The 26979-nt window shown below is 69.0% G+C and carries 25 protein-coding genes and 2 pseudogenes; 10 read left to right on the plus strand and 17 right to left on the minus strand.

Features of this window, described 5'->3' with window-relative positions; all coding sequences use genetic code 11:
• The first annotated feature begins 46 nt into the window (after window positions 1-46).
• Entirely contained in the window at window positions 47-802 is a 756-nt protein-coding gene (locus SNOUR_RS36000; protein ID WP_067355563.1) for a hypothetical protein, read from the plus strand.
• A gap of 482 nt (window positions 803-1284) precedes the next feature.
• Here SNOUR_RS36000 and SNOUR_RS48675 read toward each other — a convergent pair whose 3' ends face one another.
• A complete protein-coding gene (locus SNOUR_RS48675) occupies window positions 1285-1860 on the minus strand; it encodes a hypothetical protein (protein WP_312634791.1) in 576 nt (191 codons plus the stop codon).
• A 675-nt stretch (window positions 1861-2535) separates the two neighbouring features.
• Between SNOUR_RS48675 and SNOUR_RS36010 the strand changes: the two genes are divergently transcribed.
• Window positions 2536-3246, plus strand: a complete 711-nt coding sequence (locus SNOUR_RS36010; RefSeq protein ID WP_312634793.1) for a lytic transglycosylase domain-containing protein — start codon at window positions 2536-2538, stop codon at window positions 3244-3246.
• A gap of 97 nt (window positions 3247-3343) precedes the next feature.
• On the opposite strand, the gene SNOUR_RS36015 is transcribed toward SNOUR_RS36010, so the two are convergent.
• On the minus strand, window positions 3344-5302 hold the full coding sequence (locus tag SNOUR_RS36015) for a glycoside hydrolase family 5 protein (protein WP_067355568.1): 1959 nt from the start codon (window positions 5300-5302) through the stop codon (window positions 3344-3346).
• Window positions 5303-5948: 646 nt separating this feature from the next.
• Here SNOUR_RS36015 and SNOUR_RS36020 point away from each other — a divergent pair.
• Complete coding sequence (locus SNOUR_RS36020) at window positions 5949-6707, plus strand: DUF4232 domain-containing protein (RefSeq protein ID WP_067355570.1); 759 nt, start codon at window positions 5949-5951, stop codon at window positions 6705-6707.
• A gap of 276 nt (window positions 6708-6983) precedes the next feature.
• Entirely contained in the window at window positions 6984-7766 is a 783-nt protein-coding gene (locus SNOUR_RS36025; RefSeq protein ID WP_067355572.1) for a class I SAM-dependent methyltransferase, read from the plus strand.
• Between the two features lie 31 nt (window positions 7767-7797).
• Here the strand turns inward: SNOUR_RS36025 and SNOUR_RS48680 are convergent.
• Window positions 7798-8009 (minus strand): annotated as a pseudogene (locus SNOUR_RS48680) (hypothetical protein); the annotation flags it as partial.
• A 139-nt stretch (window positions 8010-8148) separates the two neighbouring features.
• Between SNOUR_RS48680 and SNOUR_RS36030 the strand changes: the two are divergent.
• Window positions 8149-9564 carry a DEAD/DEAH box helicase gene (locus tag SNOUR_RS36030; RefSeq protein ID WP_067355574.1) on the plus strand — a complete coding sequence of 472 codons (1416 nt, stop codon included), beginning with the start codon at window positions 8149-8151 and terminating at the stop codon, window positions 9562-9564.
• A gap of 147 nt (window positions 9565-9711) precedes the next feature.
• Here SNOUR_RS36030 and SNOUR_RS36035 read toward each other — a convergent pair whose 3' ends face one another.
• The 8 genes from SNOUR_RS36035 to SNOUR_RS36065 form a co-directional block, all read right to left on the minus strand.
• The gene (locus tag SNOUR_RS36035; protein WP_312634799.1) at window positions 9712-10290 is read right to left on the minus strand and encodes a GNAT family N-acetyltransferase; all 579 of its coding nucleotides are present in this window, start codon (window positions 10288-10290) and stop codon (window positions 9712-9714) included.
• 119 nt (window positions 10291-10409) lie between these two features.
• Window positions 10410-10613, minus strand: coding sequence for a hypothetical protein (locus SNOUR_RS46590; protein ID WP_159425985.1), 204 nt, complete (start codon window positions 10611-10613; stop codon window positions 10410-10412).
• A gap of 488 nt (window positions 10614-11101) precedes the next feature.
• A complete protein-coding gene (gene tatC / locus SNOUR_RS36040; protein ID WP_079143084.1) occupies window positions 11102-12097 on the minus strand; it encodes a twin-arginine translocase subunit TatC in 996 nt (331 codons plus the stop codon).
• A 152-nt stretch (window positions 12098-12249) separates the two neighbouring features.
• A complete protein-coding gene (gene tatA / locus SNOUR_RS36045; RefSeq protein ID WP_067355577.1) occupies window positions 12250-12579 on the minus strand; it encodes a Sec-independent protein translocase subunit TatA in 330 nt (109 codons plus the stop codon).
• 591 nt (window positions 12580-13170) lie between these two features.
• On the minus strand, window positions 13171-13587 hold the full coding sequence (locus tag SNOUR_RS36050; RefSeq protein ID WP_067359060.1) for a hypothetical protein: 417 nt from the start codon (window positions 13585-13587) through the stop codon (window positions 13171-13173).
• A gap of 289 nt (window positions 13588-13876) precedes the next feature.
• On the minus strand, window positions 13877-14305 hold the full coding sequence (locus SNOUR_RS36055; protein ID WP_312634805.1) for an ATP-binding protein: 429 nt from the start codon (window positions 14303-14305) through the stop codon (window positions 13877-13879).
• Between the two features lie 526 nt (window positions 14306-14831).
• On the minus strand, window positions 14832-15620 hold the full coding sequence (locus SNOUR_RS36060) for a zf-HC2 domain-containing protein (RefSeq protein WP_067355580.1): 789 nt from the start codon (window positions 15618-15620) through the stop codon (window positions 14832-14834).
• Window positions 15621-15645: 25 nt separating this feature from the next.
• Entirely contained in the window at window positions 15646-16248 is a 603-nt protein-coding gene (locus SNOUR_RS36065; protein ID WP_079143086.1) for a sigma-70 family RNA polymerase sigma factor, read from the minus strand.
• 408 nt (window positions 16249-16656) lie between these two features.
• On the opposite strand from SNOUR_RS36065, the gene SNOUR_RS48685 reads away from it, so the two are divergent.
• On the plus strand, window positions 16657-17208 hold the full coding sequence (locus tag SNOUR_RS48685) for a cupredoxin domain-containing protein (protein WP_312634812.1): 552 nt from the start codon (window positions 16657-16659) through the stop codon (window positions 17206-17208).
• On the plus strand, window positions 17208-18209 hold the full coding sequence (locus SNOUR_RS36075) for a metallophosphoesterase family protein (protein WP_067355585.1): 1002 nt from the start codon (window positions 17208-17210) through the stop codon (window positions 18207-18209). The genes SNOUR_RS48685 and SNOUR_RS36075 overlap by 1 nt, the downstream gene beginning before the upstream one ends.
• On the opposite strand, the gene SNOUR_RS36080 is transcribed toward SNOUR_RS36075, so the two are convergent.
• Window positions 18158-18880 carry a hypothetical protein gene (locus SNOUR_RS36080; RefSeq protein WP_312634816.1) on the minus strand — a complete coding sequence of 241 codons (723 nt, stop codon included), beginning with the start codon at window positions 18878-18880 and terminating at the stop codon, window positions 18158-18160. The two genes, SNOUR_RS36075 and SNOUR_RS36080, sit on opposite strands and share 52 nt — an antisense overlap.
• 110 nt (window positions 18881-18990) lie before the next feature.
• The gene (locus SNOUR_RS36085; protein WP_067355587.1) at window positions 18991-20088 is read right to left on the minus strand and encodes an LPXTG cell wall anchor domain-containing protein; all 1098 of its coding nucleotides are present in this window, start codon (window positions 20086-20088) and stop codon (window positions 18991-18993) included.
• Between the two features lie 517 nt (window positions 20089-20605).
• Here SNOUR_RS36085 and SNOUR_RS36090 point away from each other — a divergent pair.
• The gene (locus tag SNOUR_RS36090) at window positions 20606-21541 is read left to right on the plus strand and encodes a nitroreductase/quinone reductase family protein (RefSeq protein ID WP_079143087.1); all 936 of its coding nucleotides are present in this window, start codon (window positions 20606-20608) and stop codon (window positions 21539-21541) included.
• A gap of 334 nt (window positions 21542-21875) precedes the next feature.
• On the opposite strand, the gene SNOUR_RS36095 is transcribed toward SNOUR_RS36090, so the two are convergent.
• From SNOUR_RS36095 to SNOUR_RS36110, 4 genes are all read right to left on the minus strand, one after another.
• Window positions 21876-22649 carry a class I SAM-dependent methyltransferase gene (locus tag SNOUR_RS36095; protein WP_067355590.1) on the minus strand — a complete coding sequence of 258 codons (774 nt, stop codon included), beginning with the start codon at window positions 22647-22649 and terminating at the stop codon, window positions 21876-21878.
• 144 nt (window positions 22650-22793) lie between these two features.
• Window positions 22794-23612, minus strand: a complete 819-nt coding sequence (locus tag SNOUR_RS36100; protein ID WP_067355592.1) for a TSUP family transporter — start codon at window positions 23610-23612, stop codon at window positions 22794-22796.
• Window positions 23609-24670, minus strand: a complete 1062-nt coding sequence (locus tag SNOUR_RS36105; protein ID WP_079143088.1) for a threonine aldolase family protein — start codon at window positions 24668-24670, stop codon at window positions 23609-23611. Before SNOUR_RS36105 ends, SNOUR_RS36100 begins: the two co-directional genes overlap by 4 nt.
• A 417-nt stretch (window positions 24671-25087) precedes the next feature.
• The gene (locus tag SNOUR_RS36110; RefSeq protein ID WP_067355595.1) at window positions 25088-25747 is read right to left on the minus strand and encodes an MSMEG_1061 family FMN-dependent PPOX-type flavoprotein; all 660 of its coding nucleotides are present in this window, start codon (window positions 25745-25747) and stop codon (window positions 25088-25090) included.
• A gap of 59 nt (window positions 25748-25806) precedes the next feature.
• On the opposite strand from SNOUR_RS36110, the pseudogene SNOUR_RS49325 reads away from it, so the two are divergent.
• Both SNOUR_RS49325 and SNOUR_RS36120 read left to right on the plus strand, forming a co-directional pair.
• Window positions 25807-26031, plus strand: a pseudogene (locus SNOUR_RS49325) (phosphopantetheine-binding protein); the annotation flags it as partial.
• A gap of 19 nt (window positions 26032-26050) precedes the next feature.
• Window positions 26051-26953: an RNA repair domain-containing protein gene (locus SNOUR_RS36120; protein ID WP_067355600.1), complete on the plus strand. Its 903-nt coding sequence runs from the start codon at window positions 26051-26053 to the stop codon at window positions 26951-26953.
• The last annotated feature ends 26 nt before the right edge of the window (window positions 26954-26979 follow it).

Consider the following 26979-nt stretch of genomic DNA (forward strand, 5'->3'; position numbering starts at 1 on the left):
TTTCGGCGCCCGTTCAGCATGTGCGCTATTCGGGGAGGGCGACCGCATGACGGCGACGGGGCTCCTTACGGCAGGGCAGGACGTCAACCTCTACCACGGCGGCAGGAGTTCGGATCTCTGCCCCCGATGCAGGCACGGCCGGAACACGAAAAGCGGACCCTTCGTCCACGGCCTCAAGGAACTCACCGACAGCGAAAAACTCCGGCAGGTACTCGCGCAGGTGGCACACAACCTGCAACAGGACAAAGACCTGATCGAGAAGAATCCCGAACAAGCCTACTTCATGATGGGCGCGCTGGAGGCGCAGGTCGCGGGAGAGCAATACTTCCTCATCTCCTCCAGCGGGCGCCAGGGGCTTGTGCCGTGGATCGAAACAAAGCACCTCGACGGCATTCCGTACCACCCCGGAAAATGGGAGATCGTGAATTCCCAGGTGCCGGAGACCCCCGACAGGGGTTGGACAACGCTCATGGGTCAAAAGGCAGACCTGACGCCCATCTGCGAGGCGCTCCGAGAAGGTCAGCAGTGTGACAAAGTCATCGGCCAGCCGTGCGCGGCCATCAAACTCCTGCGCACACTTGCCGACCGGAACAGGAACGGCAGGCCGATCAACAGGCTGTACATGAGCGAGATGGTGTACGTGCACGGCACCGCAAAAGTCCCACAGAACCTCCGCGCCTACCACGGCAACGGCAACGCCTGCTCATGGACGGCCCACTCCTGCGACAAGTGCGAGAAGCGGATCCCCTACCTCCTTTGCACGGTCCCACTCGACCACATCGAAGCCGAAGCCCCGCAGTAGGATCCAGGCCCCGTCACCGCATCGGAACCGCCTTCGCCCCGACACAGGGCGGCTGATCGTCAGGCCGGTCGCGCCCGACCGCCAGGCAACTTCACGATCCGAACGGGCAGAAGCGGATGCACAAAGGTTCGCTGACGCGGTCAACGGCTGTCCTTCCGGCGGCGATTGCCACAGCGTGCCGCTGGTTCACTTGCCGGGCAAGTATGCCGAAGGTCCAGGCGCTCTCTTCCGGACATCGGGGGATCCTGGAGAGCCGACTCCCGGACAGGACAGCTCCTCGCCCCTGCCCCACCACCCACTTGAGCGAACCGCCCCTGCCCCCCGAACGACCGGAACCAGTCTCGTCTCTTCCTGCCGAGCACTGCGCCGGTGAGGGGATTGCCCGGAACCCGGGCACGCTCGGAAACGGCGGATCGAGGTTGACGTCCACCAATTGGTTGAGCGCGCAGGATTCGGCGCCACAGGCCCCGGGCGAAGACGGCTCAGATCCTGCGGTCGATCTTCTTTTCCCGCATCAACGCCTCCAGCTCCGTGTGCGACAGGGGATGCAGGGTGTTCAAGACCCGGCGCAGCCCGGTTTCGTCGAGGGTCTGGCTGGTGACCTCGGCCTCCACGTTCCCGTGGCGGCGGATGAGGGTGACGGCGCGGGTGCCGTCGGGGAACGCGTGGACCGTGAGCATCTCGCCGTGCGTGTCCACGGTGCAGGTCGCACCCTTCTCCGCGGGCTCGGGGCATCGGGGCGGCGGCGTGAACGCCGAGCGCATCGTGAGTCCCACGTACCCGGACTCGTATCCCTCCCGGACGGGGCGGTAGTCGACGTTGAAGGAGGCGGGTCCGGCCTCGGCACGGGACACCTGCATGCCCGGTGGCGCAGCGCCCAGGTACAGCAGCTCCGGATGCTCCCGGTACCGCGCGACCTCCGCCTGGTGCTGCCGCTGCCGTGCCTGTGCCGGGCCGACGAAGCCGCCGTAGGCCACTGCGGCCGCCAGCACGGCCAGTGCCCCCAGCCGCACCCACCGACTGGGCACGAAGAACGCGGCGGCCACGGCGTACGGCACCCCGCCAGCGCGATCCGGGTATGGGCGCTTCCCAGGTCGACGCCCCCGGCGTAGGCGGCCAGACCCGCCAGGACGCCGAGCGTACCGAGGACGAAGACCAGCGCCGCCCAGCCCAGCCGCCGCGGCACGGAGCTGCACAGCGGCACGACGGTCCTCATCGGTATGCCCGCCGTGGCCAACAGACCCACCACCAGCGGCACACCCAACGCGAAGAGCGGCACCGTCGCAACGGCCCCACCACCCCAGGCCCTCAGCACCAGCCCGAAGCCGAGCGCCGGCAACACGGCCGCCATCGCCGCCCAGACCAGTAAGAGATGCAGGGCGGTCAGCGCCCCTCTGCCACTTTTCATGTGCGGAGCCTGTCAGCTGGCGTACTGACGTACATGAGTAGGCGTACTCAGCACGGAACCCCGCCGCCTGGGTGGTGCGCCAGGGGTTCACAGGCCGAGGGGACGATTCCGCACACCGGCCTGTGGCGCACCTCCTCCGGCCCCGCGAAAGCCTCCACGAGCTGGTGGCGGTGGCGCGACGAGTGGGCGCGGTCGGTTCCCCGGTGTGGCAATCCCCACAGGCGCCTGCTCGATTGCGCGATCATGCAACTATTGTGGAGTCCACAGCGTCCCACCCGTCATCGACACATCAATTCCGGATGAACCGACCGGACGGACTGGGCACATGCAAGAACAGCAAGCCGGAGCGACGGACAGCGGCCGGGTACGGAGGCAAGATCAGCAGCCCGCGCATCCCTCTTGGGAAGAGTCGTCGCCCGCCACGGTGTACCGCGCCTCTCCGGCGGGCAGGGGAGCCAGGCGCCCCGGTCGCCGAAGGGGGCGGGCGGCGCTGGCCCTCGGAGCCGTACTCGTACTCGTCGCCCTCGGGGTCGTCTGGTGGCTGACCCGGCCGCCCACATTGCCCACCATTCCCCCTCAGTATCTGGCGACCGTCCAGTCCGCCACCAAGACCTGCCCGGAACTGAGCGTTCCGATGCTCGCCGCGCAACTCGACGCGGAGAGTCACTGGGATCCGCGGGCGGATTCCGGCCAGGCCCAGGGCATCGCGCAGTTCCATCCGTCGACCTGGGCGGAGTGGGGCAAGGACTACACCGGCGACGGCAAGGCCGACGTGTGGAACCCGGCCGACGCCATCCCGGCCCAGGGCGCCTACATGTGCCACCTGTTCAAACAGATCAAGGGCATCCCCGGCGACCCCACCCAGCTCGCTCTCGCCGCGTACAACGCGGGCCCCGGCGCGGTGCTCAAGGCCCGGGGCATCCCGCGCATCCCCGAGACGCAGAACTACGTCAAACGGATCGAGGCACTGATCCCGAAGTACACCCAGACCTACGCCAAGCAGATCAGCGCGTCACCCAGCCCGCCGGGCAACTGATGACCACACGGTCCCGAGTGCCTTCCGGCTCCCTCTGGGGCGGCGGTCTCCGGTCGAGGCATGCCGGGATGCTCCTGGCCAGTCGGCACGGCGTGGATCAGGTGAGGGGGCGGCACAGCAGGGCGTCGGGTCGGCCGAGCTGCAGCGCCTTCCAGGTCATGGCGACGCCGGCGACGTACTCGTCGTCGGTGCACTGACCCTTGTGGTCGTTCTCGGCCCAGTCACTGCCCTTGGCACCGCCGGTGGCGGGGCGGTTGTCGCCCTTGTCGAACCACACGCTGCGGCCCTTGGTGGGCAGCGGGGTTGCGGAAGGGGCGCAGAGCAGGGAGACCATGGCGGGGCCGTTCATGCTGTAACCGACCGCGAAGCTGTTGACCGGGCACTGGAGCTTGTTGTAGCCGCTGGCCCAGTCACCCTGCTTGACGTAGCGCTCGTCGTCGACCGTCTCCCACGCGCCCGCCGCCTTGAGCGGCTCGGCCGCGTCGGTGCACAGGCCGCGGCCCTGGCTGCGGCTGAGCCCGATCAGACGCTCGCTGTCGGGGCAGTTGCCCTTGGAGTTGCCCGGGCTCCAGTCCGCCTTGGCGAGCATGGTGCGGGACAGATTCCAGTCTCCGTGGTCGATGTCGACGATGTTCCAGTGGTTGACCGGGGCGATGCGGCCGCTCTTGGCAGAGGCGTTGACCAGCTTGTTCCAGTCGCTGGCCCGCCAGTCGCCGTCGTCCTCGACGCCGAGCTTCTTCCCGGACGCGTCGTAGGAGATCAACGCCCAGTTGTCGTTCGGTGTGCCCTTGTCGTCGCTCCAGCCCACCAGCGGCCACTGGGCGAAGTCGGTGTCGTTCTCCACCAGGATGTCGGTGAAGTTCTTGAACCAGGCCCTTTCCTTGGCGTCGGTGGAGCCGCGCCCGGCGGCGCCGAACTCACTGACCCACACCGGGGCGGTGAAGTGCTTCCCCTCCTCGGTGACGAACAGTCCCTCGTCGTTCACGACCTGGGCGAGCTGGTCGGGGGCGAAGTCCTCGTAGCGCGGATCGCCGGTCGCTCCCGGACCGCTGCCGGCGCCGGTGTTGGCCGGGCCGGTGTAACCGTAGAAGTGCACCGCGTAGACCAGCTTGTTCGAGTCGATCAGGGTGTGGGAGAGGGTGCGGACCGGCTTGAGGTCCGGACGCTGGTGGGGGAAGGGGGCAGCGGGGATGCCCTGCCAGTTGATGCCCTCCATGATGATCAGCAGGTCGGGGTCGGCCTGGAGGATCTTGTTTCCGGCCTGCTCGAAGGCGGTGTACTCGTCGTGCTCGTCGCCCCAGCCCCAGTTGGCGTCGTCCCAGGTGTCGCGGCGGACCTCGTTGCGCAGATCGGCACCGACCACGCGCTTGTTGTTCTGGTAGCGCTTGGCCATGAACACCCAGTCGTCGATCCACTGTTGGGTCGACTGTCCGCTGTTCCAGCGCTCGTTGCCGTCCAGACCGCAGCAGAAGCGGTAGCTGGTGGTGTGGTTGTTGAGGATCACCGCGAAGCCGTCGGCGGTCAGTGTCGCGATGACGGCGTCGAACACCTCCAGCGGCGTCTTGCCCTTGAGCTGCGGGTTGGCCGCGACCGCGGTGTCCGGCACCACGGTCTTGTCGTGCACCAGTGCGTTGGCGAACGGCAGTCGGATGCTGTTGATGCCGAGGCTGTGGAAGTCGGCCATGAGCCGGCCGATCGGGGTACGGTCCAGGCCGAGGGGGATGTTGTTCGACTTCTGGTGCGCCTGATGGTTCGCCACGTCGTTGACGTCGCCGCTTCCCACATACGTCCCCTGAGCGCCTGCCCAGTTACTGGACTTGAGTTTGAAGCGGTCACCGTCGGCATCGACGATGTACCGCCCCCGGGTGCTCAGCGGGCCGGTCCACGAGGCCGCGAGCTCCTCGCCCGTCAACGCGGCGGGAGCCGAGGCGGCGACGGTGTCCGGGACGGACTCCGCTCCGGGGACAGCCACGGCTCCGGGGACGGCCACGGCCAGCAGCGCGGCGGCGGCGAGCAGCGCGGGTATGCCACGCGTGACGGATCTGACGGTTCTCATGAAGCCCTCCGGGTGTGGTGGGGGTGAGGGAACAGGGCGGTGCATGCCACGGGCCGTCGGCTCGGGGCCGCGACCTCACCAGCCGCCACGCGCGCCCACGGCTGGCCGTGGACGATGGCGCTGCCGCCGACTGGCACGGCGCGGTGTCGGCCACCGCCCTTTACCGGAGCGGCAGTTGGCGGATCACCGTACACCGCGTCCCGGTCGGCAGTACCACCGGAGCCGGCGGCTTCGGCCACACGCGGTCACACGGATCCCCTCCGAAACTGACGGCGTTGCCCCGGCTCGGGCGGCCTCGACTCCGGCTCCGGCTCCGGCTCCGGCACCATCCTCTGGCCAGCCAGGCGATCCGAAAGAACGGCCAAGCCCCCGAGGGACGCGCCACGACTCCGAACAGCGCTCGGAGTCGTGCGCGCTGCCGGACGCCGAATGATGCCCTCAACCGGAGTGCGACGCCTCCAAGTTCAGCGCCTCTACATCAACCTCCAGGTCAAGGCCCATCCCGCAGGCCCTCGTTATAGGGGCTTCTACGCGCAACGGCCTTAGTCGGGTGTTAGTGGAGCGTCAGCCTGGCGATAGTGGCCCTGGCCAGAGTGGGTGTCGTACGCAGGTGAGACCGACACTGACTTCCCCGGGGGGAATCCGAATGAGTTCCAACACCACTGCCCGCACTGTTCGTCGCCGTACCCTGCGTGTTGCCGCGGCGTCCCTGACCGCGGCCGCCGCGTTCTCCTTGACGGCCTGCTCCGGTTCGGACGGTGCCGCCTCCAAGCCCGGGGGCCAGTCGGGCGCGGGTGCGGCCGCTGAGGCCGGTGGTGCGGGTTCGTCGACCGGCGCGCAGGGGGCCGATGCTCCGGCGGGGAACGCGAAGTCGGGCTCCGGCGAGGGCACCTCCGCGCACGCCGGCTCCGGCGGCACTTCCTCCCACGCCGGTTCCGGCGGTACCGCCTCGTCCCGTGCTGGTTCCGGGGGCGGTGCGGCGAAGGGCGGGGGGAAGGGCAGGTTCTGCCGCACGAGCGACCTGGTGATGGAGGCCGTGGACAGCTCGCCCGACCAGAAGGTGGGCGAGGTGACCGTTCAGATGACGAACAAGGGCGGGAGGACCTGCTCGGCGACGGGCTTCGCGGGCGTCGACCTGAAGGACGCCGATGGCACCTCCGCCCCTGTCCACCGTGGCGGTGAGCAGCCGCGCATCACGGACCTGAAGCCTGGTGACACCGCCACTTTCAGCATCTCGTACGCGGTCGACTTCAGTGGTGACAGTCTTGCGTCCCCGACCAACATCATCGTGACGCCGCCGAACGAGACCCACAGTGTGTCCCTGAAGTGGCCCGCGGAGGCGCTGAAGCTGGCCGGCCCCTACGACGAGAAGATCAAGGTCCACCCGGTCGGCATCGCCAACTGACCACCGCGAAGGGGGCTGGCCCAGATGCATGGATCAGCAACTTCTGGGCCGACACGTACTGGAACATGCCGACACGTATTCACGCATATCGACACATGCTGGGACGTGCTGGCAGGGCTGGGCAAACGTGAAGGTGCCGCCGGGGAACATGTCCTCCGGGGTACCTCGCTCTCAGCAGCAGACACGGCAGAGAGCGAGTCGGCGCTCGAAAGGCTGAAGCGGGTCTTCGCCAGCCAGAGCCTGTCCGGCGGATCGTGCGACTACTAGGGTGCGACGATGGAACATGAAACGGACGTAACCGATGAAACCGACGGCTTCGGCCGGTCCGCAGGTCGGGATCAGGTGAACGACTATGACGGTTTCGCCGAGGCGTACTCGGCGGAGAACGAGAACAGCCTCGTGAACGCGTACTACGAGCGGCCTGCGATGTTGGCCCTCGCCGGAGACGTTGCCGGCCGTCGGATCCTGGACGCCGGTTGCGGCTCCGGCCCCCTGACCGCTGCACTGCGCGACCGCGGTGCGGTCGTCACCGGCATCGATGTCAGCGCCAGGATGCTGGCGTTGGCGAGGCGGCGACTGGGCGACGAAGTGGCCCTGCACATGGCCGACCTGAGCGACCCTCTGCCGTTCGGCGACGGTACGTTCGACGACGTGGTCGCGTCGCTGGTGCTGCACTACCTGGAGGACTGGGGGCCGACGCTGGCCGAGTTGCGGCGGGTGCTCAGGCCCGGCGGCCGGTTGATCGCTTCGGTGGACCACCCTTTCGTGGCCTACACGATCCAGGATCCTCGGCCCGACTACTTCGCGACCACCAGCTATACCTTCGACTGGATGTTCAACGGGCAGACCGTCCCGATGAAGTTCTGGCGCAAGTCACTGCATGCGATGACCGAAGCCTTCACCGCCGCCGGCTTCCGCCTTTCCAGCATCAGCGAGCCCCAGCCCGACCCCGCCGCCCGTGAACTGTTCCCCGACGGCTTCCAGGACCTTTCGACCAAGACCTGCTTCCTCTTCTTCGTCGTCGAGGTTCCGCCGTCGGCTACCGGCTCGGACGACTAGGGCGCTTCTGACGCATCTCCGTGGCGTCGCGGCCGTCCTCACCGACGAGATGGATCTTGCAAGTCAAGCCGCCCCGAGAGCGTCCGAGTCCTCGTCGGGTCGGTGCTGCCGGGGCGTGCTTGTCCCACTTCTCGCCGCCCGCTGGCCAGCGTCTCGTCGCCCGTACGCGGTCTTCCGCGAACCGAAACGCGCAGGCAGATCCCGCCGTGGCAGCCTGGTGCGCAGCCAGTACGAGATCTCGTTGAAATGTCACTTTGTGTTAGCCTCAAACGTTCGGATGGTTGTGACGGCTGGCGACTCCGTCCGTGCGGTTCCCCTTGTTCGTCGGCTGCTCATTCCTGCCGGGCCTTCCTCGGTACGTTCCCCATGCGGAAGGCTCTTCATGAACCACTCGGACCGCCCCGGTACCTCGCACGGCGACCCCGCCCTGCCAGTGACCCTCGCCCCGACGGCGTCCCCGGTCGCCTTCGCCGACATGGGACTTCCGGCCGAGGTGCTGCGAACCCTCACCGAGTGCGGCGTGCGCGAGCCCTTCCCGATCCAGGCAGCCACGCTGCCCAACGCCCTCGCGGGCCGCGACGTCCTGGGGCGCGGGCGCACGGGATCGGGCAAGACGCTCGCCTTCGGCCTGCCGCTGCTCGCACGGACGGCCGGTCGGCGCGCGGAGCCGAAGCAGCCCCTCGCCCTGGTCCTGGTGCCCACCCGGGAGCTGGCCCAGCAAGTAACCGAGGCGCTCGCGCCGTATGCCGACGCGCTCCGGTTGAGGATGGCCACGGTCGTCGGCGGCATGTCGATGGGCCGGCAGGTCGCTGCGCTGCGCGACGGGGCCGAGGTCGTCGTCGCCACGCCTGGCCGTCTGCACGACCTCATCGAGCGCAGGGCCTGCCGCCTGGGACGAGTACGGATCACCGTCCTCGACGAGGCCGATCAGATGTGTGACATGGGCTTCCTGCCGCAAGTCACTGAGGTGCTCGACCAGGTGCACCACGACGGCCAGCGGATGCTGTTCTCGGCCACCCTGGACCGCGACGTCGACCAGTTGGTTCGCCGCTACCTCCACGACCCGGTCGTCCACTCGGTCGACCCGTCCGCGGGCGCGGTCACGACGATGGACCACCATGTGCTGGTCGTCCACGGCCCCGACCGGTACGCCGTCACCACGGAGATCGCCGCCCGCGACGGCCGCGTACTGCTGTTCCTGGACACCAAGCACGCCGTCGACCAGCTCACCCGGCATCTGCGGGCCAGCGGAGTGCACGCCGCGGCCCTGCACAGCGGCAAGTCCCAGCCGCAGCGCACGCGGACCCTTGCCCAGTTCAAGAACGGCCAGGTCACCGTCCTGGTGGCGACCAATGTCGCGGCCCGTGGTCTGCACGTCGACGACCTCGATCTCGTGGTGAACGTCGACCCGCCCACCGACCCCAAGGACTATGTGCACCGCGCGGGCCGCACTGCCCGGGCGGGAGAGTCCGGCAGCGTCGTCACGCTGGTGCTCTCGGGCCAGCGCCGGGAGATGAGCCGGCTGACGGCCGAGGCCGGCATCGAGCCGACGATCACCAAGGTGCGCTCGGGCGAGGCGGAGCTGAGCCGGATCACCGGGGCCAAGGCTCCCTCCGGCATCCCGCTCGACGGCGGGTCCGCCGCACCCCGACCCAAGAACACCAACGCCCCCTTCCGTGGCCTGGGCAGCAGCAAGGACGCCTCCCGCGGCACCGGCGGCAAGTCGTCCCGCAAGGCAAGCGAGGCCCGCAAACTCGCCGAGGCCCGCAAGGCGGCCCGGGTGCGGCGCGGCAACTGAGTGCGCGGACACGCACCAACTCACAAGGCGTGGCGTTGACGGTGACCAACAGCCCGTGGCGGGCCTCGGGGCCAACCTGCTACGACTCGTGCCGTCCACCCACCGGCTCCGATGGGCGTCGACGGGGAACGGCCGCCCGCATCGTGGCTACCGCTGCGCCCACTGCTCCTTGGTGATCTCGTACCGTACGCCGCCATGCTCGGAGCCCTCGATCATCCCCATGTCGGAGGGAACCGGGATGGCGTCCGCGAGCGTCATGTCGAGCTTCTCCATGATGTTGCGCGAACCGCGGTTCACGGACATCGTCTCAGCCCAGACCATGCGCACACCGAGTTCCGTGAACGCCTTGCCCAGCAAGGCCCGCGAGCCCTCGGTGGCATACCCCTTGCCCCAAGCCGCCTGCCGCAGCCGATAGCCGAGTTCGACTTCGTCCAGCGGGCCCTCCGGCTCGGGACGCAGGAGGAACCAGCCGATGAACGCTCCGCCGCCCTTCTCGTGCGCGGCGAACAGTCCGAGGTCGCCGCCCCACTTCTCGTAGCCGGCAAGGATCTTCGGCAGGTGGCGCTCGCGGACGAGCTCCGGAGCGGTCGGATTGCCGCCGGTCAGGTAGCGCATCACCGCCGGGTCGCTGTCCAGCTCGATCAGCAGGTCCGCGTCGTCGGCAGTGAAGCGGCACAGGGCCAGACGCTCGGTCTCCAGATAGGTGTCCACGAGTCGATCATGCATGAAGCAAATCCGGCAGCCCAACGGTTTTCCTCGGCGACTCAGGGCTGTGCGCGTCAGGCCCGACTGCGGGCAACCCTCGTGCTCCTGGCGGCCCGAGGGCGTCCCAACGCCCGAATTGTTCAACGACGTCGATAGCGAGCTGCGGCCCACACGCCCGCCGCGACGGCGGGAACAACGAGAAGCCATCCGGTGTCGTCGCTCATCGTCGCGTATTTCGAACCAGTGGCAGCCGAGACAATTGCGGACAGCGCGATGAAGACAGCGACGGTTGCACCACCGCCGATTGCGATCTCCGTCCACCAGTTCCGCTGGCTACGGCTCATACCCGTGATCATCTCTCATCCGATTGCTATTTGGTGATGTAGTGGCACTGAACGGCCTTGCGTTGCCCGTTGACCCACAGCTGGGCGCAGGTCTTGCCTGCCTTTTCTGGGGTCTACGGCAGGGCACGTAAATCCGCCTGCGTATCGACTTGTGACACGAGCGCGGGTGGCTGCATACACACGCCACCCGCACCGCTCCAGGTCAGGGTGGCATGTATCAAGGCCGGAGAGCGCGACGAACTGCAAGCGCACCCTCCCTTCCGCGCCGATAAAGAATATCTAAATAGATGGCATTGTTTGAGTAAAGGCTAGGTAAATGAGTGGCTCTTTGGGTATTCGGAGAGTCGCTCACACCAGGTACGTGGAAAACCTCGACTCGGAGCATCTGTCGGCACATTGCGATGAGTGTGCATTGCCGGTATCTGCCTCTGGTCCGCCCCATGATCCAAAGAAGGGGTGTTGTCGGGCCGGGGTTGGAAACGGAGCCCTCACAGGCCACCGCGCCGGTCCTCGACCCTGCTGCATGACCCCTCAGGTCGCGTCGTCTCGCCGACGGCGTGGTCGTCGTCGGCGTACGGCTGCGCGGGTGGGGCCTGGCTGGCGGACACCGGTTCCACTTCGCCGATGCTCTGCGGCGTGAGGTCGAGGTCGGAGATCTCGTCGTCGCCGGGTCCCGCTGCCTCTCTTCGGGCCTTGCGCCGGTCATGGAGAAGCGAAAAGACGACGGCGGCGAAATAGAGCGCCCAGATCGGTGCGGCCAGCGCCAGCATGGTCAGTGGGTCCGTGCTCGGCGTCGTCACAGCCGAGAAGACCGTGATCCCCATGATCATGCCGCGCCACCAGCCGAGCATCCGCCGGCCGGACAGCACTCCGGTGAGGTTCAGCATCACCAGCAGCAGCGGCATCTCGAAGGAGAGGCCGAAGACGACCACCATGCGGGTGACGAGGTCGAGCAGATCGTCCAGCGGCAGCAGGTTGTCCACCCCGTGCGGCGTGAAGTCGATCAACACCCTTGCGGTCGTGGGCAGCACCTTGTAGGCGAAGAAGGCACCGCCGAAGAACAGCGGGACGCCCGCGCCGACGAACGCGTAGGCGTACTTCCGCTCGTGCTTGTGCAGGCCGGGGGCAACGAACGCCCACAGCTGGTACAGCCATACCGGCGAGGCCAGTACGACGCCGGCCATCAGGGACACCTTCAGCGCCAGGGTGAACGGCGCGAGCAGGCCGTTGATCGTGATCCGCGCGCAGGCGGTGTCCGCGGTCTGCTTGGCCAGATCGGCGAAGGACGTCGGGCAGCCGACCGAGTCCAGCACCGGCCTGGTGAAGAAGTTCACGATGCCCTTGTAGGAGAAGGCCGCGGCGATGGTGACGACCAGGATGGCAAGGACGGCCTTGGCGAGCCGGTTGCGGAGTTCACGGAGGTGCTCCGCGAGCGGCATCCGCCCCTCGGGATCCTTCTGCTTGCTGCGGGCCGACTGGGACACGCCAGTCCTCATCTCTTGCGGCAGGCCGGAAACCACCGGCCCTGCGTCAGTACTTGATCGTCTCCGTCGGCCGGTGGGGCGCGAGCTGATCTTCCTTGCCTTGACTGGCAGGCGTCTCGTGCGGGGGGAGGCAGCGGCGCGCAGGACCGGGCTCAGTCCCGGTGGCTGGTCGTGCCTTCCACGGGCTCGGTGCGGGTGGTGGGGGCCGTGGGGGCAGTGGCAGTGTCTCCGGGAGCGCCCGAGATCGTCCGCGATCCCGGTCCCGGTCCTGGTCCTGGTGCCGGTCTCGGTGCGGGCTCGGGCTCGGGGCGTGGTTCGTCCGAGGCGCCGTCGTCCTTCATGGCCTTGGTCTCGCTCTTGAGGATCCGCATGGACTTGCCCAACGCCCGTGCGGTGTCGGGCAGTTTCTTCGAGCCGAAGACCAAAACCACCACCGCGACCAGGATCAGCAGGTGCCAGGGCTCCAGCGCGTTGTGGAACATCGTCACACCATCCCTTCGAACGGCCGCCCGGAGAAGTGTCCCGCCCACGGGCGGGCCGGGCCCGAGGTCTCGTGCGCGGGTGCCTGGGAGGAGGTTTCCCGGTGCGCTTGGCATGTCGGTCTCACCGATGTCCGCCGCCCGCGCCATCGGGAGATTCCCATGGCGTCGTCCAGGCACGCCTCGCCGGTGAACGCGTCTCCCCTCGCCACCACAACCGCGGGGAGCTCGACCGGCAACGGGCGTACAGAGAAGGGTGGTTCGCCGCCTGTGGCCCGTATGGCAAGCTGTGCCGGCTGCCCGGCCCGCGGAGTGTGCGGGGGCGTTGGGGTCAGGTGGAGGCCCAGCCGCTGCCCCTGGAAGCAATCACGTCCAGGCACCTGGATCAGCCGATGGGTCTTCGTGTTCGGCCACGGTCCGTTCATCGGCTTTCCCTGGTGTGACCGTTCCCTTCGCCGACTGGCGCGATGTTCACGCGTGGCTGTCGGGTGTGGTGGGAGAGGCGAGTGGGGTCGGCCGGCTGCTGCGGGGGCGTGCCGGCTGTCGATGTCGTTGCGGGACATGTCTGCTTCTTCCTGTGGGGTCGGGGTCGATTCAGATCCCGGGGTGCCCTGCGGCCGTCCAGGCGGCGTACTCCTGGCGGACGTAGAGGCGGTGGCTGGGGGCGAGCGTGATGGCTTCGGGGTGGTGCGGGCCGGCCACCAGGTCGGGATGGCGGCGGTCGTGCAGGACGAGTTGTTCGGCGGTTTCTGCGGCGGCTGCGACCGGGCCGGGGCGGGGGTCCTCCAGGGCCATCCGGTCCATGAGGGCGGCCTGGCGTAGCCGCCAGGCGCGTTCGGCGGCGGTCGCATCGACCGGAGCGTCGGTGACTGGCCTGGCTTGGCGGCCGTCGCGTTCGGCCCCGAGAGCGAGCACTTGGTGCATCTCGCGGCGCAGGTCCGGCGCATTCGCGTACGCCTCGTGCGGGGGCGGGGCGCTGATGACCTCGCCGCCGTTCGGGATGACGTTCACGCTCGCACCTCCGCCGGTACGTAGGAGCTGGCGCCGCAGCGCTGACACGGCATCGTGTCGTGGTGGTGGTCGGGGTTGCCGTGGCCGAGGGGCGATGGGTGTGTCATGGACCGGGTGGGCGCCTGGGTCTGGCTCGGACGGCCGATGATGGGGCACGGCTTGTGGGTCGCGAAGGCCCACTCGGCGGGGCGTCGGGTGACTTGGCACCGGAGCCGCGCCCGATGGCCCGTCGCTGTGCGGCAGTGCCGGCCCCGGCAGCCGGTCGCAGCTCGTGCGACGTCCGGCCCGGTCATGGCGAGCACCTCAGGCAGGCGCGGACCTCGCGGCCGCTGTGTGTCTGGTGGACCTCGGTCGACTGGGCGAGATACTGGACGATGCCGGTGCCGCGGCCGTGTTCGTCGGGGGCGATGTCGGGGCGATGGTGTTCCACGGTCGGGCCGGAGTCAGTGACGACGATGTGCAGAGTGCCGTGATCGAGGACGAGCAGCAGGGTCATGCGTTCGCGGCCGTACTGCGCGGCGTTGGCGGCGAGTTCGTCGACGATGAGAACGGCGGAGTCCCGCTCGCTTGCCGGCACACTCCAGGTCTCCAGCAGATCTGCCGCGAAGTGACGAGCGGCGGAGACGTGCGCCTCCTGCGCAGGCAGGGTGAGCAGCGCCTGGTGGTGGCAGGGCCGGCCGAGCAGCGAACTCGGGCTGGGGGAATCGGTCACAAACATGGTCTTCTGGCTCTTCTGTGGATGTGCGGAGGCCGGAACGGGGAGACCGCTGACAACTTCGGAGGCGGTCGGTAGGCGGGAATCCTGGATGGCCGCGCTCACTGAGTTCCACGGGCGACGCATGCCGATCGGTTCGAGGTATTCGCCCCTTTTTGTTCGACTTCTTGCGCGTCATATCCGAGTCATGTCAATGCCGGCGGCCCGACTGGACCCACCCGCCTCTGTGGGAGGTTCATGCCGTACTCGGCGCGCCAGGAACCGGCGGCTCGGTCTCCTCGCCCGTGGGGGAGCACCTCGGACGGGCCGTCGTGACGACCAGGGCGGCGCCATCGGCCACCTGGACGGGGAGTGCACACGCCGTCGGCGCACTCACGCATCAAGTCGGCTGAAGTCGGCTGAGGGCTGGGCGGGTCGCTTCCTGCCGGGCCGGCCGGTCCCCTCTCCGCCCGCGGTGCGACCTTTCGGTGGGGACGTCTTCTTGGCCTTTCGTGTGGCCGTGCGCTCACACTCGACACCGACGGTCGCGTCACGCCCGGATGGTGACCAGCTTCTGACCGTTGCCTGCGTGGATCTCGAAGTGTTCGATGGCTTCCGGGGACATGGCGACCGCTCCTGGGATCGTGGTGCCGGGAGGGTAGGTGCCTGCCCGCCAGGTGGCGACGTCCGTCCTGGTGCCGCCGGGCCCGATCGCCTGCAGCCGGCAGGTGATTCCGGCGGGTGCCCCCCTGGCGGAGACCTGAACGACACTGCCCCAGGCCGATGGCGAGACCTTCACCGAGGCGGAGACGCCGGTGCTGGGATCACTTCCGGAGAAGGTGCGCCAGGTGGTCGGTGCGGTCGGCCCAGGCGGCGTCGCCTGACTGCCCACGGATCCGACAGCCGCCAGCCATGTGCCGCCGGCCGCTGCCGCGATGAGCGTCAGCGAGGCGGCAGCGCCGGCCAGTTGCAGACGCCAGGTCCTGCGGCGCCGGGACGCGGCCTTCTGGAGCAGGCTCTCCAGCACCCCCCTCTCCGGCACCTGCGGCACCGCGGGCGCGGCGGGTCGTTCGGGCAGGGAGCCCTGTGCGTCTTCGGCTGCCCGTGCCACCAGCCGGTCGGCCAGGTCCTCGTCGGCCGTCGGCGCCGTCTGGCCGGAGGCTTCGGCTTCGGTCACCGTCGCCAGCAGCGCGGACAATCCCGCCAGTCGGGTGTGCTCGGCCCGGCATTCGGCGCATTCCGCGAGGTGGACGCGCACCTGTTCCATTTCCGCCGGGGGCAACGCGCTCAGGACGTATCCCCCCAGCGCCAACCGGAGGGCGTCGTGCTCCGCACTCATGGTCGCCACCTCCTGCCCGCCGCGGTCATGGCTCGATCCCGCGTTCCTGCAGCGCCAGCCGCAGGGCGTGCAGGGCGTAGTACGTCCGCGACTTCACGGTGCCCAGCGGGATGCCCAACACCTGCGCGGCCTCCACCATGGTCCGGCCACGGTAGTAGGTCTCCAGCAGGACGGCGCGGTGGTCCGGGGACAGCGACCGGACCGCGTCGGCAACCGCCCAGCTCTGCAGTGCCTGCTCGATCTCGTCCTCGCCGGACTTCTGCTCGACGGCTCGCTCCAGCACCTCGCCGCCGGCCTCGGCCGGCCTGGCCTGCCGGGCCCGGTGAGCGTCGATGACCAGGTGCCGGGCGACCGTGCACAGCCATGCCCGGGCCGGGCCGCGTGCAGGGTCGAACGCGGCGGGATGCTGCCAGGCTCGCAGCATCGTCTCCTGCACCACATCCTCCGCCCATTGCCGATCTCCTGAGGTCAGTCGCAGCACGTAGTGGAACAGGGCGCCCGCGTGCTCCGCGTACAGAGTGCGCAGCAGTTCCTCATCTGCGGTCGAAAGGGCCCCTTTACCAGAGACACGGTGCGCGGAGCGATCCGGATCGGTCCTCGGGCCACGTTTTCGGGGACTCCAGGGCATAAGTCGATCATCGCGCACATGTACCGCTTTGTCGTGTAACGCACGGCGTAGTGCGGGTGACGCTCCGCGAGCGCCGCGGGCGATACGTCCTTACCGGGCCGTATGGCGCCACCGGGACCGGGTGTGCGCGGCTTCCCGGGGGAGGCCGGCTGAGTCGCGGCGATATCAAGAGGCCGAACAAAAAGTGCATATCCATCGAACCGTGGGAACCCCGCCGTCCGTGGTGCCGGACAAGAGCCGACTTACGCGCAATTCCTCATCGACTCCCCATACGACAAGGGATGGAGCCGAGGCGACCGAAAAGCACCACGCGACGCACTCGCTCCTGGCGCCGGCCACGCTCGTCCCTGCGGTTGCGTGCGCCCGGCACGGTCCCCGTCTCCGCCTTACCAGTGAGGAACGGACACCATGTACCTGAACTTTCGCACTGCGGGCCGTCGATCACGGACCGCGGCCGGGCTGGCCGTTGCCGCCATCGCCACCGCCGGCGCGCTGGGGCTCCTCAGCTCATGTGGCCAGTCGCCGCATTCTTCGTCCACCGGCGCCGGCGCCATCACCCCCGGTCCGGGGCAGCGCCAGACGGCAGGCATGCCCGGAGCCACGGGGTCGGGGAACGCGGCGGGCTCCGCTTCCAGCACCTCGCCGATGCCCGGCATGAGCATGCCCACGAGCCCTTCGAGCGCGGGTGCGCCGGCCGTACCGGCGACCGGCAACGCCGTGGCGATCAAGAACTTCGCATTCTCCCCGGCCACGCTGAAGGTCAAGGTGGGCACGACGGTGACCTGGACCAATCAGGACACCGACGCCCACACCGTCACCAGCGTCGGATCGGGCGGCCCGTTGCATTCGGCCGCCCTGTCCGCCCACGCCACCTACAGCCACACGTTCACCGAGCCCGGCACCTACGCCTACCTCTGCACCATCCATCCGTTCATGACCGCCACTGTGGAGGTGGCCTGATGTCCGACTACCACGACAGTCACGACGGGGCATCGGCCGGAGACGCCGGTCGTCCCGAAACCGAACACGGCATGAATCGACGTCAACTCCTGCGGCACGCAGGGTGGTTCGGCGGCGCGGTGGTGCTGACCGTGGCCAGCGGCGAGGTGATCAGCCGCATTGCGGACTCCCGGGACAGCAACGTCGGAGCCGCCGCCGGGGCCGCGGCGGTGGGAAGCGGCGAGCTGCGGTTCGTACAGGTCTCCGACAGCCATATCGGATTCCACGGCCCGGCGAACATGGACGTGGCCGGCTCGTTCGGCGAAGCGATCAACAAGGTCAACTCGCTCGGATTCAGGCCGGACTTCGTCATGCACAGCGGTGACCTGACCCACCTGTCCACGGCCGGGCAGTTCGACCAGGTCAAGCAGCTGATGGCCGGGATGAAGACAGACCGCGTCTTCACCGTGCCGGGCGAGCACGACTCCATCGGCGACGCGGGCCGCGCCTACCGGCGGACCTTCGGCAGGGGCACGCTGGGCGACGGCTGGTACAGCTTCGACACCCACGGCGTGCACTTCATCGCCCTGGTCAACACCCTGAGCCTGGAGAAGCTCGGCCACCTCGGCAACGAACAGATCGACTTCGTCCGCAAGGACATCGCCGGACTGTCGTCGGACACTCCCATCGTGGTCTTCAGCCACATCCCGCTGTTCGCCATGTACCCGCAGTGGGGCTGGAGCACCGACGACGCCCTCAAGGTCATCGCCCTTCTGCGCCGCTTCTCCTCCGTCACCTGTCTCAACGGACACGTCCACCAGCTGTTCACCAAGACAGACGGCAACATCACCTTCCACTCCGCCACCACCACCGCCTACCCCCTGCCCAAGCCGGGCCGCGCCCCCGCCCCCACCCCGCAGGTCGTCCCTGCCAGGCAGCTCAAAGACGCACTCGGCATCCGCAGCGTCGGCTACCGCCAAGGCGACCGCGAACTGGCCATCAAGGACCAGAGGCTGGCATGAACACCCCGCCCGCGGACACCGACACCGTCCGGAACGGAGGAGGGGGCGGCAGCCCTCCCCGCAGGTTTCAGCCCTTGCGGGGGGGAGAAACCGCCGTCGGCGTCGCCGTGGGCCGTGCAGTCCGTGTTGCGGTAGCGGTCGACGAAGGTGCCGGTGAGGCCGGTGAACGCGTCGTACGTCTGGTCCGGCGGCAGGTCTTCGCTCACCCTGAACCGCAGCTGCACGTGGACGGACTCGCGGGGCTTCAGCGTCTTCGGGCCGGGGACGGTGCCGCCGGCGTTTCCACCAGCCTGGCGCAGCGTCTTCCAGGCACGTTGCGAGGTGTCCCAGTACTGCAGATCGCCGTACGGGCTCAGGTCGCGCTCGCCCTCGTTGTAGACGTAACTGCCCAGCTTGGCGCTGAGTTCGAGCGACTTCAGCTCCTTCGCCGACGCGTTGGTGAGCGTGGCGGTGTAGTTCGTCCAGTGAGTGCCGAGGGTGATCGACTTGGGTATGCCGAACGTGCGGCCCACGAAGGTGTTGTTGTGGTACTGCCCGTAGGCGGTGTCGAGGTCGTAGCACGTCGGGATCTCCGCGGCAGGGGCCGCCGGGGAGACGGGCGCGGCGGCCACCGCCGTGGGGAGCAGGGCGGCCGTCGCGGCCGAGACCGACAGGGCGCGGCGCAGTTTCATGAAGATCTCTTTCCTGATTCCTCGGCCCCTTGGAGCCTTTGTTCCTCGTGGCATTGCCTTCCAAGGCCATGGATCCTTGGGTTGTCAGGTTCTCGGAGAGAAGGCGGGGCCTACGCGGTGACGTCCGTGGCGCCCGGACCGGCCGGGCCCCTCCGGCGGCGCGCGCCGATGACCGCACCTCCGCCGACCACCATCGCGGCTCCGCCGGCGAGAGCGATCGCCGGGAGCGTGGACGAGGAGCCGGTCGCGGCGAGTTGGGCGTCGCCCTGAGGGCTGAGGCCACCGGTGGAATCGGAACCACCCGTACCGCCGCCGGACGCGGCGCTCTGGCCGGGCTCGGCCGTGCCACCCGACGTGCCCGGCCCATCCGGCTTGGTGGTCGGGGGGTGCGTCGGCTTCGCGCTCGCGGGGAGGATGGTGAAGTCGTACCAGGCTTCCTTGGCCGAACCACACGAACCGTCGCGGTTGCGGTAGTCGCCGGCGGCCAGCGCGTACCCGGCGCCGGGCTTGGCGTCCTTGACCACGCGGGTGCGCAGTTGGAGCGTGATGGCGCTGCCCGGACCGACGGCGAAGGAGCCGAACAGCTCGTCGGGCGTCGCGTCATGGAAGGTCTTCCACTGCCCCGTCCTGACGTCGCGGTACTCGGTTTCCAGCTCCCAGTACGGCCGGTCGACGTCTTCGGCGGAGGACACGAGCAGGAAGGGCTGGACCTCCGCCAGGGGCTTGCCGGTGGTGTTGGTGAGACTCATGGAGAACGGGGTCCAGGCGCCGCCCGCAGCCAGCTGGGACGGCAGTCCGTGGACGGTCAGCAACTGGTCGGACTCGAAAGCGCAGGGCTGGCCCGCACCATCGGAATCACCGGTGTCCTTGCCGCCACCGGTGGCACCACCCGCGCCGGTGGTCCCCCCAGTGGTGCCCCCAGTGTTCTCCTCAGTGGTCCCATCGGTGGTCCCGGCGGCTTTCGGCGGCTTGCCTGGGGAGGGGCGGGCCGCCTCGTCGCGGTTACCCGTTCCGCCCCCGCCCGTTGCGGATTCCGCTGGCCGGTCCGACGGTGTCGCGGCACCGGGGGAGTCGGGCGAGGTGGGCGTGCGGGGACCGGCCTCGGACACCGGTTCCGTTGCTAACGCGACGGCGGGCGCGGCCAGTACGGTGGCGGGCGCTATCACGGCAGCCGCCGCGGCGGCCGTCAGGGCGCGGCGTATCCTCATCCAGCAGACCTCTCGGATCCCAAGTGCCGCCTGGACGGCACAGGTTGACGTTCGTCCCGTTCAGGCCGTGCATGGCGCATGGTGTGCATGGTGTGCATGAGTACGCCTACAGGCATACGTGTATGCGCGCACCCGCGCCTTATGTATGCATGACCCCTCGCACTGCGAAAAGGTTGCATCCTCAAGTCACTGAAGTGGCCCATGGGGTGGTGTCTGTGCAAAGGAACGCGCCAGAAGGCGACTTGAGGACCGCCCGGCCGCGACCGATGCCCGGCGGCTGGTCTTGCCACCCTCTGGCGATCGGCGTTACAGTCTCAGCGAGCCCCGTATGGGCCTACGTATGGAGGTAGTGGCTACTCAGCCAACACAGGGACCGGCACGTCCGTCTCTCGCAGTTTCGTCAACCCCTGAAGCGGGGGTTCGCTGCGCCCATTCCATTGCGTAGGCATGCGGGTTTTTCTGTGTTGTTTTCCTGTGCAGCCGCCCTCCTTTCCGGATGAAACCTGAAAGGAAGTGCATGAGCGAGGAGCAGGCCGAGACCAGCTGGTCCGGCTTCGACGTCAACGATTTCCAGCGGAGGATCATCGCCGAGTTCCGCGAGAACAACGGCAAGATGATCGGAATGTTCGAGGGCTGGTCGCTGACCGTGCTGACGACGACCGGGGCCAGGAGCGGACTGCCCCGTGAGACCCCCCTCGGCTACCTCGTCATCGACGGCAAGGGCGTTGTCATCGCGTCAGCGAACGGATCGGACCGGCATCCCGGCTGGTATCACAACGTCCGCAAGAACCCCATCGTGACGGTCGAGACCGGCGAGGAGACCTACCGCGCCATCGCCGCCATACCGCAGGGAGCCGAACGCGACCGGCTCTTCGAGCGGGTGGTGGCCGAGGCGCCCGGGTACGGCGACTACCAGGCCAAGACCACCCGTGAGATCCCGGTCGTCGTGCTGCACCGGATCGAGCCCAAGCCTGGTGACGAGCGGGTGAAGGGCATGGGGGACTGGATCGTCGAGGTGCACGACTGGCTGCGCGGCGAGCTCAGGACACTCCGAGGCCAGGCGGACCGGGTGATCGACGGCACCGCGGAGACCATCGAGACGACCCCGCCGGACCTCGCACAGCAGATGCGCACCCACTGCCTCAGCTTCTGCGGAGCATTGCGCCGACACCACACCGGCGAGGACATGGCCGTCTTTCCCTCGCTGGCCGCACAGTTCCCCGCGCTCGCCCCGGCACTCGCCCAGCTCAGCGAGCAACACAAGGTGGTGGCCCAGCTCCAGGACTCCATCCAGGCGCTCGTTGAGGGATTCGTGCCCGGCGGTTCCGACCCCGTCCGACTGCGCGCCGAACTCGAAGAGCTGGCCACCCGCCTGGAGTCCCACTTCGACTTCGAGGAGCAGACCGTGGTGACGGCGCTGAACGCCACGGCCGAGGCGCCGCCGTTCGCCTGAGCCGGCACGGGCTCTTGCGCTGTCCTCCGGAGCTGTCCTCCGGAGTTGTCCTCTAGAGCTCCGCACTTCGTGGGTGTGACTGAATCGGCTGGTCCGGAGCCTGTGGGGGTGCCTGGTGGAGTCGTGCCCGCGTTGGTGGGGTGTGACGAACCGCTCCCGGTCCCCACGGGCACCGACGGTGCGCGGTGCATGGAATGTGTGATCAGGGCTGACTCGTTGACGCCACCACCACCACCGCCACCGCCCCGACCACTCCGCGCCGGGCCAGGGCGCGGCCGAGGAGGGCGAGATAGGCGGCTGCACCTTCGCCTCCCGTCGGTCCTCTCTCAGCCGGTCACCCGGAAGCCACCCATACAGTCCAGTAGTCCACCTCCCTGATGCCTTCCACGCTTCGCAGGCGATCGGTCAAGTGGTCAGCCAAGTCCATGAGTTGATCGTCACTCAGCTCGTGCAGAATCGACCGGCCGGTACGCGCCAGCACGTCGTCCCGTACCTCGTCCGCCCCCGCGTACTCCCGTCGAAGCTCTGCCAGTGGCACACCGTGCACGTCCCCGAACCCGGCCGCCCGCATCGCCGCCTCGACCTCTTCGCCCGACGGTCGCCGCCTTCGCTCGACATCCACGAGGAAGGGGAACTTCTCGAAGAAGTACCCCCGCACATGCTCCGCCGAGCCGGGCTGCAATACGTCGTCGACCGTCCGATCCTGTACGACGAGCCGGCCCCCGGGTGCCAGTACCCGCCGTGCCTCCCGGAAGCATGCACGCAGGTCGTCGAGGTGGTGGATCAATGCCCGTTGGAAGACGATGTCGGCACTGCTGTCCGGCAGCCCCGTGGCGGATGCCTCGCCTTGCCGGAAGGAGAGCCCTGGTCGTCGTCCGCAGTGTTCCCGCGCGGCCGAGAGCATGACGGTGGAGAAGTCGACCCCCGTCACCTCGGCCGCGCCCAGCTCCAGCCAGGCCGTGCAGTACACCCCGCCCCCGCAGCCGACATCCGCCACCCGTGCGTTGTCCGGAGATACCAAGCCCCGCATTACCCGTGCCCAGTCCTCCCCGGCCGAGCGTCGCGTGTAGGTGAGCCGGTTGGCCGCGCTGTGAAAGTCCATCCCCATGACATCCCCTCCGTCTCTTCGCTCACCAATCTATCTTGATGTCGAGATAGTTGCCGGCGTTCCCCTCGTTGGTTGAAGGAGCTGGCCGGTTCATGCTGGGTGTGGGCCGATGGCGGTGCAGAGGGGATTCCTCTGCACCGCGGTCTACGCCAGCGACAGCTTCCAGGTCACGCTGATCACCAGGCCCGAGACGACCACCAGGAAGACCTTGCGTACGAAGGTGGAGCCGCGCTTCATGGCCAGGGAGGCGCCGAGGATGCCGCCCACGAGGTTGCACACGGCCATGGCGCCGCCGAGGCCCCACAGCACCTTGCCGGCGGGGATGAAGAAGACCAGTGCCCCGAGGTTGGCGGCGATGTTGACGACCTTGGCCACGGCGGAGGCGCGCAGGAAGGCGTAGCCGATGACTCCGACGAGGAGGAACACCAGGAAGGAGCCGGTGCCGGGCGGGCCGAGGCCGTCCCAGAAGCCGATGGCCGCACCGCCCACCGCCATGGCGATCAGTTCGCCGCGGCGTCCGAAGCGGCGGACCTCGTCCACGCCGAACTCGGGTTTGCGCCAGGTGTACAGGCCCACGATCACCAGGGCGCACAGCACCACGGTGTTCAGGACCGACTTGGGCAGGGCGGAGGCGACCGCCGCCCCGGCGACCGAGGCCGGGAAGGTCGTGGCTGCCATCCGCCCCACGGCCTTCCAGTCGAGGGGCGTCCTGCGGGCGAAGGTGACGGCTGCGGCGGAGGTGCCCACCAGACCGACCATCTTGCTGGTGGCCAGCGAATGGACCACCGCCCCACCGGGGTTGACGAGGAGCATCGCCGGCAGTTGCAGCAGACCGCCGCCACCCACGATGGCGTCGACCGCGCCAGCGAGAAGGGCCGTCACACACAGGAACAGCAGGGCGACGAGGGTGACACCACCGAATCCCGGCCAGTCGAGCGGTGCCCACAGGTCCGTGTACGTCATGGCTTCATGGCCGGGGAGGGCTGCCGGTCGGCCACCCGGTGCAGGCGCCGCACGGCGTCGCGTACGACGGCCTCGTCCACGCCGAGTCGCGCGACGATCCGGACCTGTGTGTCGGTCCAGCGGGCGACCTTCACACCGGCTTCGGCGGCGGCCGAGACGAACTCCGCCGAGCTGAGGCCGGTGCCGGAGACATCCGCGATGACCATGTTGGTCTCGGGTTCAGGGGCGGTGAACGCCGGGCTCTCGACGAGGAGTTCGCGCAGCAACCGGGCGTGGGCGTGATCCTCGGCGAGCCGGTCGATGTTGTGTTCCAGGGCGTACAGCGCGGCGGCCGCCATGAAGCCGGACTGGTGCAGGCCGCCGCCGTACCACAGGCGGTAGACGCCGGCCCGCTCGATCAGTTCGGCCGGGCCGGCGAGGACACTGCCGAAGGGCGCGCCGAGGGCCTTGGCGAAGGAGACCGCGACGGTGTCCACGGTGGCGGCGTACTCGGCGAGCGAGGCGCCGGTGGCGACGCTCGCGTTGGGCAGCCGGGCGCCATCCATGTGCGTCGGCAGGCCCTTGGCGAGCGAGGCCGCGCGCAGGTCGGCCAGGTCGGACACCGAAATCGCCCTGCCGCCGTAGTAGTTGACGGTGTTCTCGACCCATACCAGGGACGGGGCGGAGGTGAGCCGGGCACGCCGCTTGCGGTCAACGGCGGCGTCCAGGAGGCGGGGCGTGAGGATGCCGTCCGGGCTGTCCACGGGGTTGAGCACGACGCCGGACAGATCGGCGGTGGCCGCACTCTCGAAGAAGTTGATGTGGTACTTCGCGTCGGTGACGATTTCGCTGCCGCGGTCCGTGTGCACGCGGATCGCCAGCTGGTTGCTCAGGGTGCCGCTCGCGGTGAAGAGCGCTGCCTCTTTTCCGAGGAGTTCGGCGCAACGGCGCTCCAGGCGCTGGGTGGTGGGGTCTCCGCCGTAGAGGTCGTCGCCCACCTCGGCGTCCGCCATGTAGCGGCGCATCTGCGGAGTGATGGTGCTTAAGGTGTCGCTGCGCAGGTCGATTGGTGCCGGCACGGGTGGTTCCCCTCGTCGCTCGGTCCGGACGCGTGCGGAGGCGCTCGCGTCGTCAGCGGAGGACGCTAGCGATCAACGCCAAGAATGGAAAGACCCTTTCGCATGGTGGACTCATTGGGTGAGGGGTCCGGGGAGGCGGGACTGCTTATCGCGCGGACGGCATGTTCGTCGCCCTGCAGACGTCCGGCCTGCGGGTTCCGGCCAACGGCGGGCGGTGGGGCGTCGATCCGGGCCGGGGCGGGGGGGCTGGCCGGTCGGTCGGCGGTCGGGCGGAGGCAACCGCCGCCCGACCGGCGACCGAGGACGGGAAGGTTGTGGCCGGCATGTGCCCCACGGCCTTCCAGCCGAGGGGTGTCCTGTGGGCAAAGGTGACAGGGGCGTGGCTGGCTGGTGGGTCAGCAGTCGCAGGCCGGCCCGCTACTCGTACCGGTACTTCAGCGAGTCCGCCTCCGCCTGCTCGATGTCGGCGATCGTGAGCTCCGGCATCCGCAGTTGGGCCAGCGTCACCTCGGCCGAGGCCGGCTGGGCGTCCGCCGGCAGCCACTGCCCCGGCTTCCAGGCCGCGCTGCGCAGCAGCGACTTGGGGCAGTGCGGGTAGACCTCCTCGATCCCCAGCACCAGCGCACTGGCCGGCGGCTTGCCCACGGCGGTCAGTTGCGACAGCAGCTCTGGGCGGGTGGAGACGCAGGCCCGGCCGTTCACCCTGAGCGTCGTGGTGCGTCCCGGGATGACGAACAGCAGCCCGGCCCGTCCGGTGGCGACGACGTTCTGCAGGGTGTCCAGACGCTTGTTGCCGGTCGCGTCCGGTATCGCCACCGTCCGTGAGTCCAGGACGGAGACGAACCCGGCGGGGCCGCCGCGCGGGGAGACGTCACAGTTGCCCTCGGCGTCCGCGCTGGCGACCAGGACCAGCGATGAGCAGCCGATCAACCGCCGGGTCTGCTCGGTGAGTTCGGTCATCTGTTTCCGCACTGCCGCGTCGCTCGGGGCTGCGTAGGCCCGGCGCAGCGCCTCTTGGTCGGGCACGGCATCGAGACGGAGCGAGTCGAAGGCACTGCCGGCAAGGGATGTCGTCATGCTTCCGACCCTAGTGGGCCGATCTGCGGACTGGGCTTCCATGAGGTGTCGACGACGACTTCTTCGCGCTGGGCGGCGACTCGATGCTCGCCACCCGGTCGATCAGGCGGATCCGGGCGGTCCTCGGTGCCGAACCGGTCATCAGGACCCTGTTCGACGCGCCCGTCCCCCTGCTCTCGACGCACGCCGGCGTCATCACGCACCGCACCTGGCGCGTCGCGGTACGGAGCGGAGCGACCGTCAGGGACAGGGCTGGCGGCATCCTGGGGAAGAGAATGGGGTGAAGGCGGGAGAGGGGGCGTGATGCGAACCAGCGACGAGATCTATCACCGGGTCTGCTGGGATCCGCGGTTCGACCCGGCCCGGTTCGTGCTGGGGATCAGCCAGCGCAGGGATGCCGTCAAACGCATTCCGCTGCCCTTCTTTGTTCCCGGGGGCGACATCCCGTGGCACCGGGTGATGTTCATCGAGGCGGACGGCGAGGTGGTCTGGGACCGGACCACAGGTGTGGACCGCATCGACGCGTCGGGGGCCGGCCGGGTGCGGGCCCCGCAAGCGCACCTGGGTTTCGCCACGAGCGGGCCTGCCGGTGCCCTCGATGTGTCCCCGACGGCCCGCACGGTGGTGGCCTGGATCCCGCCTGCGGAGCTGTGGCCGCCGATCCAGGACATCCGCCGGGACTACGATCCCCAGATCCACCGCTGGCCGCCGCATGTCAATGTGCTCTTCGGCTTCGTGCCGGAGTCCGACTTCGAGCGGGCGGCCCCGTTGCTCGCCGCAGCGACGGCCGAAGCGCCGGTCTTCACCGCCCGCCTGGACGGGGTGCGCACCTTCCCGCAGCGGGCGTACGTCACCGTGTGGCTCGACCCTACGGCCACCGGCAAGGCGCCGTGGGCACATCTGCACCGGGCACTGCAGCAGCGGTTCCCGCGCTGTCGTGCGTCCGCCAGGGACTTCACCCCCCATCTGTCCCTGGGGCGGACCCGGGATCCGCGGCGAGTCACCGCCGACTGCGCCACCCGGCTCGACGCCATGACGGCGACGGTCTGGGAACTCGTCCTGCTCGCACGCAGGGGCGACGGGCCGATGAGACCACGGGCCACGGTCGCCCTGCGCTCGGGCGAGGTCCGCTGGCTGCCCGCGCCCGGCCCCGAAGCGCCGGGCCCGGAGGACGGCGCATGGCTCTCCGCGATCACTGACAGGTGAGGCGATGGCCAGGTGGCACAGCGCCG

It is taken from the genome of Streptomyces noursei ATCC 11455, assembly GCF_001704275.1.
In the GTDB taxonomy this organism is placed as follows: Bacteria; Actinomycetota; Actinomycetes; order Streptomycetales; family Streptomycetaceae; genus Streptomyces; species Streptomyces noursei.

Bases quoted from the DNA above. Each gene is read 5' to 3' on its own strand.
- SNOUR_RS36065 (WP_079143086.1), bottom strand. From the start codon at position 16,248: ATGCCCTGGAGTCCCCGAAAACGTGGCCCGAGGACCGATCCGGATCGC.
- SNOUR_RS36095 (WP_067355590.1), bottom strand. From the start codon at position 22,649: ATGGGGATGGACTTTCACAGCGCGGCCAACCGGCTCACCTACACGCGA.
- SNOUR_RS36090 (WP_079143087.1), top strand. From the start codon at position 20,606: ATGAGCGAGGAGCAGGCCGAGACCAGCTGGTCCGGCTTCGACGTCAAC.
- SNOUR_RS36035 (WP_312634799.1), bottom strand. From the start codon at position 10,290: ATGCATGATCGACTCGTGGACACCTATCTGGAGACCGAGCGTCTGGCC.
- SNOUR_RS36100 (WP_067355592.1), bottom strand. From the start codon at position 23,612: ATGACGTACACGGACCTGTGGGCACCGCTCGACTGGCCGGGATTCGGT.
- SNOUR_RS36075 (WP_067355585.1), top strand. From the start codon at position 17,208: ATGTCCGACTACCACGACAGTCACGACGGGGCATCGGCCGGAGACGCC.
- SNOUR_RS36015 (WP_067355568.1), bottom strand. From the start codon at position 5,302: ATGAGAACCGTCAGATCCGTCACGCGTGGCATACCCGCGCTGCTCGCC.
- tatA (WP_067355577.1), bottom strand. From the start codon at position 12,579: ATGTTCCACAACGCGCTGGAGCCCTGGCACCTGCTGATCCTGGTCGCG.
- SNOUR_RS36000 (WP_067355563.1), top strand. From the start codon at position 47: ATGACGGCGACGGGGCTCCTTACGGCAGGGCAGGACGTCAACCTCTAC.
- SNOUR_RS36120 (WP_067355600.1), top strand. From the start codon at position 26,051: ATGCGAACCAGCGACGAGATCTATCACCGGGTCTGCTGGGATCCGCGG.
- SNOUR_RS36085 (WP_067355587.1), bottom strand. From the start codon at position 20,088: ATGAGGATACGCCGCGCCCTGACGGCCGCCGCGGCGGCTGCCGTGATA.
- SNOUR_RS48685 (WP_312634812.1), top strand. From the start codon at position 16,657: ATGTACCTGAACTTTCGCACTGCGGGCCGTCGATCACGGACCGCGGCC.
- SNOUR_RS36025 (WP_067355572.1), top strand. From the start codon at position 6,984: ATGGAACATGAAACGGACGTAACCGATGAAACCGACGGCTTCGGCCGG.
- SNOUR_RS36030 (WP_067355574.1), top strand. From the start codon at position 8,149: ATGAACCACTCGGACCGCCCCGGTACCTCGCACGGCGACCCCGCCCTG.
- SNOUR_RS36055 (WP_312634805.1), bottom strand. From the start codon at position 14,305: ATGTTTGTGACCGATTCCCCCAGCCCGAGTTCGCTGCTCGGCCGGCCC.
- SNOUR_RS36060 (WP_067355580.1), bottom strand. From the start codon at position 15,620: ATGAGTGCGGAGCACGACGCCCTCCGGTTGGCGCTGGGGGGATACGTC.
- SNOUR_RS36020 (WP_067355570.1), top strand. From the start codon at position 5,949: ATGAGTTCCAACACCACTGCCCGCACTGTTCGTCGCCGTACCCTGCGT.
- SNOUR_RS46590 (WP_159425985.1), bottom strand. From the start codon at position 10,613: ATGAGCCGTAGCCAGCGGAACTGGTGGACGGAGATCGCAATCGGCGGT.
- SNOUR_RS36080 (WP_312634816.1), bottom strand. From the start codon at position 18,880: ATGAAACTGCGCCGCGCCCTGTCGGTCTCGGCCGCGACGGCCGCCCTG.
- SNOUR_RS36110 (WP_067355595.1), bottom strand. From the start codon at position 25,747: ATGACGACATCCCTTGCCGGCAGTGCCTTCGACTCGCTCCGTCTCGAT.
- SNOUR_RS36010 (WP_312634793.1), top strand. From the start codon at position 2,536: ATGCAAGAACAGCAAGCCGGAGCGACGGACAGCGGCCGGGTACGGAGG.